The 5237-nt window shown below is 49.8% G+C and carries 2 protein-coding genes; both read left to right on the top strand.

What is annotated here, in order from left to right:
* Window positions 1-878 precede the first annotated feature (878 nt).
* Window positions 879-1382, top strand: coding sequence for a hypothetical protein (locus tag IM485_RS15540; RefSeq protein WP_353846020.1), 504 nt, complete (start codon window positions 879-881; stop codon window positions 1380-1382).
* A gap of 403 nt (window positions 1383-1785) precedes the next feature.
* On the top strand, window positions 1786-5237 hold a 3452-nt coding region (locus IM485_RS15535), incomplete at its 3' end, for an ELWxxDGT repeat protein (RefSeq protein WP_287744206.1).

Genomic DNA, 5237 nt, shown 5'->3' with positions numbered 1-5237 from the left:
GGGCGAAGCATTCGGGCAATAACCTATCGGTGAAACCGTAGATTTTTTATCCGAATGCTTCGCCCCTACAGGACGCGGGCCGATGAAGACGCAAGGTTTTGAAGCACGATTCTCTCAAAATCTTGCACCTGTTTCGCGAGAATAGACCTCGTTTCCACACATAAACCAGAAGAGCCGTTCAAAAAACTTTATAAATAATATTGATTGGTTTGTTTATAATAACCCCCATTAATACCCACTGAAACCATAATAAATCATAAGTAAAAATCAATGTTAATAATCGATTCTAATCTATACTAGAGATAAACGTGGGTTGGATTGAAGCATGAAACCCAACGCTGACGGCGATGATTGAGCCGCTTCTTGGCATGGTAACGACTAGGGCCGTCCCAAGTGCGGGAAACGGCGATTTTAAAATTTTCACCCTTTATTCAGGAAAAAATCATGTCAACTCCTTTTTTAGTTAAGGATATCTTCCCCGGTTCCGTTGGTTCCGACCCCCTTTATCTGACGGCATTATATAGTTTTACCAATAAATGTTAGAACAAAGATGTAGATGTAGGTTGCTCTAATGGGAAGTTTTGTGACGACAAGTAGTATTGATGATATTTATGGGGAATAATGAATCTAGAGGATCGCCTAACTTTCTGATTGACAGCGACTCGCCATGAACCCAACAACCGCCAATTATGATGAACCCTAGAAAGAAGCATTAACCGAGTATTTTTTACCTAGAAAACGGGTTTCTCGGAGAAACCCGTTTTCTGGATAAGACAAAAAAACGTTTCGCTGACAAACTCTATTCAGTTATCAGTTACCAGTTATCAGTTATCAGTGACTAATTGGAAACAAGTAGCAATCCCTTTGCTATAATCGTCATGGCACACCTGAAAACAAAAGCGACTACTGGGAAACTGCCAGAACGGGAACAGTGGAAGTGGAAGTTAATCAGGGGATTGTATGAAAAGGAGTTCGAGAGAGAACAGATAATTAAACTGTTTGAAATCATCGACAATATGATGACTTTATCCCCTGAATTGCAGTCAAGTTTAGAGAGTAAAATCAAACAATTTGAGGAGGAAAGAACCATGCCTTTAATAAGTAATATGGAGTTACGAGGAAGGAAAATTGGTGAGGAAATTGGGGAGTTACGAGGAATGGAACGCGGTAAAGAAATAGGTAAGGAAATTGGAGCGTTACAAAAAAGCCGCGATGCCATAAAAACAGTTTTAACTGTGCGTTTTGGACAAATTTCTTCAGAAATTGAAGAGATAATCGGCAAAATGACTAACCCTACTATCTTAGAAGAGCTACTAAAATTAGCAGCTACCGCTAATTCTCTCGCAGAATTTAAGCAGTCTTTGGCAAAAATCAATATCTAGAAAACGGGTTTCTGCGAGAAACTATTTAGAAAATGGGTTTCTTTGAGAAACCCGTTTTCTGTTTCTTTGAGAAAACGGGTTTCTTGTAATAAATGTTAATTTTTGTTATGAAAACCTTGAAAGATTGGCGATTCTTTGCGTAAAATAGCCGCAGTAATCTTTCTAGGTCAGCGTCATGACTTCTATTAATACCCACTGAAACCATAATAAATCATAAGCAAAAATCAATGTTAATAATCGATTCTAATCTATACCAGAGATGAACGTGGGTTGGCTTAAGTACTTAAGCAAAATTAATGACACAAATCTAACCCCCCCTTGCCTCTTGCCTATCTCCACTAGGAAATTTATTTTGCACCACTACCTAACTGTTTAATTTTCACCCTTTATTCAGGAAAAAATCATGTCAACTCCTTTTTTAGTTAAAGATATCCTCTCCGGTTTATCTGGTTCTGACCCCGGCTATCTGACGGCGGTGGGCAATACCCTGTACTTCCGGGCCTTTGACGGCGTTAACGGTACTGAATTGTGGAAAAGCGACGGCACGGCCGCAGGTACAGTTCTGGTCAAAGATATTGTTCCCAGTTTCTCTGGTTCCTTCCCCCGCAATCTAACAGCAGTGGGCAGTACCCTGTTCTTCACTGCTGATGACAGCGTGAACGGTCGGGAATTGTGGAAAAGCAACGGCACGGCGGCTGGCACGGTTCTGGTCAGAGATATCCGCCCCGGTTCCTCTAGCTCCGGCCTCTTCAATCTAACGGCAGTGGGCAGTACCCTGTTCTTTACTGCCGATGACGACAATGACGGTCAAAAGTTATGGAAGAGCGACGGCACGGCGGCCGGTACGGTTCTGGTCAAGAATATCCGCCCCTACAATCTGACGGCGGTGGGCAGCACCCTGTTCTTCCGTGCCAATGACGACGTGAACGGTGGGGAATTGTGGAAAAGCGACGGCACGGCGGCCGGTACGGTTTTGGTCAGAGATATCCGCGCCGGTTCCTCTGGCTCCTTCCCCAGCTATCTAACGGCGCTGGGCAATACCCTCTTTTTCACTGCCGATGACGGCGTGAACGGTCGGGAATTATGGAAGAGCGACGGCACGGCGGCCGGTACGGTTCTGGTCAAAGATATCAACCCCGGTTCTCTTGGTTCCGTTGGCTTCTCCATCCAGAGGACGGTGGTGGGCAACACCCTTACCCTGTTCTTCACTGCCGATAACGGCGTTAACGGTCTTGAATTGTGGAAAAGCGACGGCACGGCGGCCGGTACGGTTTTGGTCAGAGATATCCGCGCCGGTTTCTCTAGCTCCAACCTAGAAAATCTGACAGCAGTGGGCAGCACCCTGTTCTTCACTGCCGATGACGGTGTGAACGGTAAGGAATTGTGGAAAAGCGACGGCACGGCGGCCGGTACGGTTCTGGTCAGAGATATCCGCGCCGGTTCCTCTAGCTCCAACCCCGGCAATCTAACGGCAGTGGGTAATACCCTCTTTTTCACTGCTTTTGACGTCGTAAACGGTGAGGAATTGTGGAGGAGCGACGGCACGGCGGCCGGTACGGTTTTGGTGGCCGACACCCGCCCCGGTGCCTCTAGCTCCAACCCCAGCAATCTAAGGGCAGTGGGCAGTACCCTGTTCTTCAGCGCTGATAACGGCGTTAACGGTGCTGAATTGTGGGCTGTGAGTACGCCCGCAATTCCCACCCTCGCTATTGCCGCCACCAATGCCAGTCAAACCGAGGGCAACAGTGGCAGTAAAGCTTTCACTTTCACCGTCACTCGTTCGGTTATCACCACGGGAAGCAATAACGTTAACTGGGCAGTTATCAGCAGCGGCAGCAATGCCGCCAATGCCACTGATTTTGTCGGGGGATTGTTCCCGTCAGGAACCGTGAGTTTTGCCCCGGGAGAAACCAGTAAAGTGATTACTGTTAACGTTCTGGGAGATACCACATTTGAACCGAACGAAAACTTTACCGTCATCCTCTCCAATCCCACCAACGGCGCTACCATTACCACTGCTACTGCTATTGGCACTATCCAAAATGATGATGTAGCAATCCCCATCCTCACCATTGCCGCCACCAGCAGCAGTCAAACCGAGGGCAACAGTGGCAGTAAAGCCTTTACCTTCACCGTCACTCGTGCGGATAACATCACCGGAAGCAATAACGTCAGTTGGGCAGTTACCGGCACCGGCACTTTTCCCGCTAACGCTGCCGATTTTGTCGGAGGAGTGTTACCCAGTGGGGTAGTGAGTTTTGCCCCGGGAGAAAGCAGTAAGGTGATTACTGTTAACGTTCTGGGAGATACAACGATAGAACCGAACGAAAACTTTACCGTCACCCTCTCCAATCCCACCAACGGAGCTACTCTCGGCACTCCATCTACGGCAACCGCGACCATTATTGACGAGGACTCCGTTCCTTTTTTAGTTAAGGATATCTACCCCGGTTCCTTTGGTCCCTACCCCAGCAATCTGACGGCCCGGGGCAATACCCTGTTCTTCACTGCCTATGACAGCGTTAACGGTGAGGAATTGTGGAGGAGCGACGGCACAGCGGCCGGTACAGTTGCGGTCGCCGACATCAACCCGGGTGACTATGGCTCCTATCCCGGCAATCTGACCGTGGTGGGCAGTACCCTGTTCTTCCAGGCCTATGACAGCGTGAACGGTACTGAATTGTGGAAAAGCGACGGCACGGCGGCCGGCACGGTTCTGGTCAAAGATATCTTCCCGGGTTTATCTGGCTCCGGCCCCCGCAATCTAACGGCAGTAGGCAGTACCCTGTTCTTCACTAACGCTGGATTGTGGAAAAGCGACGGCACGGCGGCCGGTACGGTTTTGGTCAAGAATATCAGCCCCGAACCCAGCAATCTAACGGCGGTGGGCAGTACCCTGTTCTTCAGTGCCAGAGGCGATAGCGGTAATGAATTATGGAAAAGCGACGGCACGGCGGCGGGTACGGTTCTGGTCAAGAATATCCGCCCCGGTTCCTCTAGCTCCGACCCCCGATATCTGACGGCAGTGGGCAATACCCTCTTTTTCACTGCCGATAACGGCGCGAACGGTCGGGAATTATGGAAAAGCAACGGCACGGCCGCGGGTACGGTTCTGGTCAAAGATATCGGACTCGGTTCCTATACCTCCCTCCCCCGATATCTAACGGCAGTGGGTAATACCCTGTTCTTCACTGCCCGTGGCGACTCGAACAATGAGGAATTGTGGAAGAGCGACGGCACGGAGGCCGGTACAGTTCTGGTCAAAGATATCCGCCCCGGTTCCTTTAGTGGCTCCAACCCACGCTATCTGACGGCAGTGGGTAATACCCTGTACTTCATTGCCAATGACGGCGTGAACGGTCGGGAATTATGGAAAAGCGACGGCACGGAGGCCGGTACGGTTCTGGTGGCTGACATCAACCCCGGTTCCGGTTACTCTGGCTCCAACTCCCAAAATCTAACGGCAGTGGGCAACACCCTGTTCTTCACTGCCGATGACGACGTAAACGGTGAGGAATTATGGAAGAGCGACGGCACGGCGGCCGGCACGATTCTGGTGGGCGACATCCGCCCCGGTTCCAATGGCTCCAACCCCCGTAATCTGAGAGTAGTGGGCAGCACCCTGTTCTTCACTGCCGATAACGGCGTTAACGGTGAGGAGTTGTGGGCCGTGAGTACCCCCGCCATCCCCACCCTCGCTATTGCCGCCACCAGTGCCAATCAAACCGAGGGCAACAGTGGCAGTAAAGCCTTTACCTTCACCGTCACTCGTGCGGTTAATACCACGGGAACCAATAACGTTAACTGGGTAGTTACCGGCAGCGGCAGCAATCCTGCCAATGCCACTGATTTTTC

It is taken from the genome of Microcystis sp. M169S2, assembly GCF_020245865.1.
Lineage (GTDB): Bacteria > Cyanobacteriota > Cyanobacteriia > Cyanobacteriales > Microcystaceae > Microcystis > Microcystis ichthyoblabe_A.
Note: the sequence above shows the minus strand (reverse complement) of the source record. Positions and strands in the feature narration are given on the sequence as shown.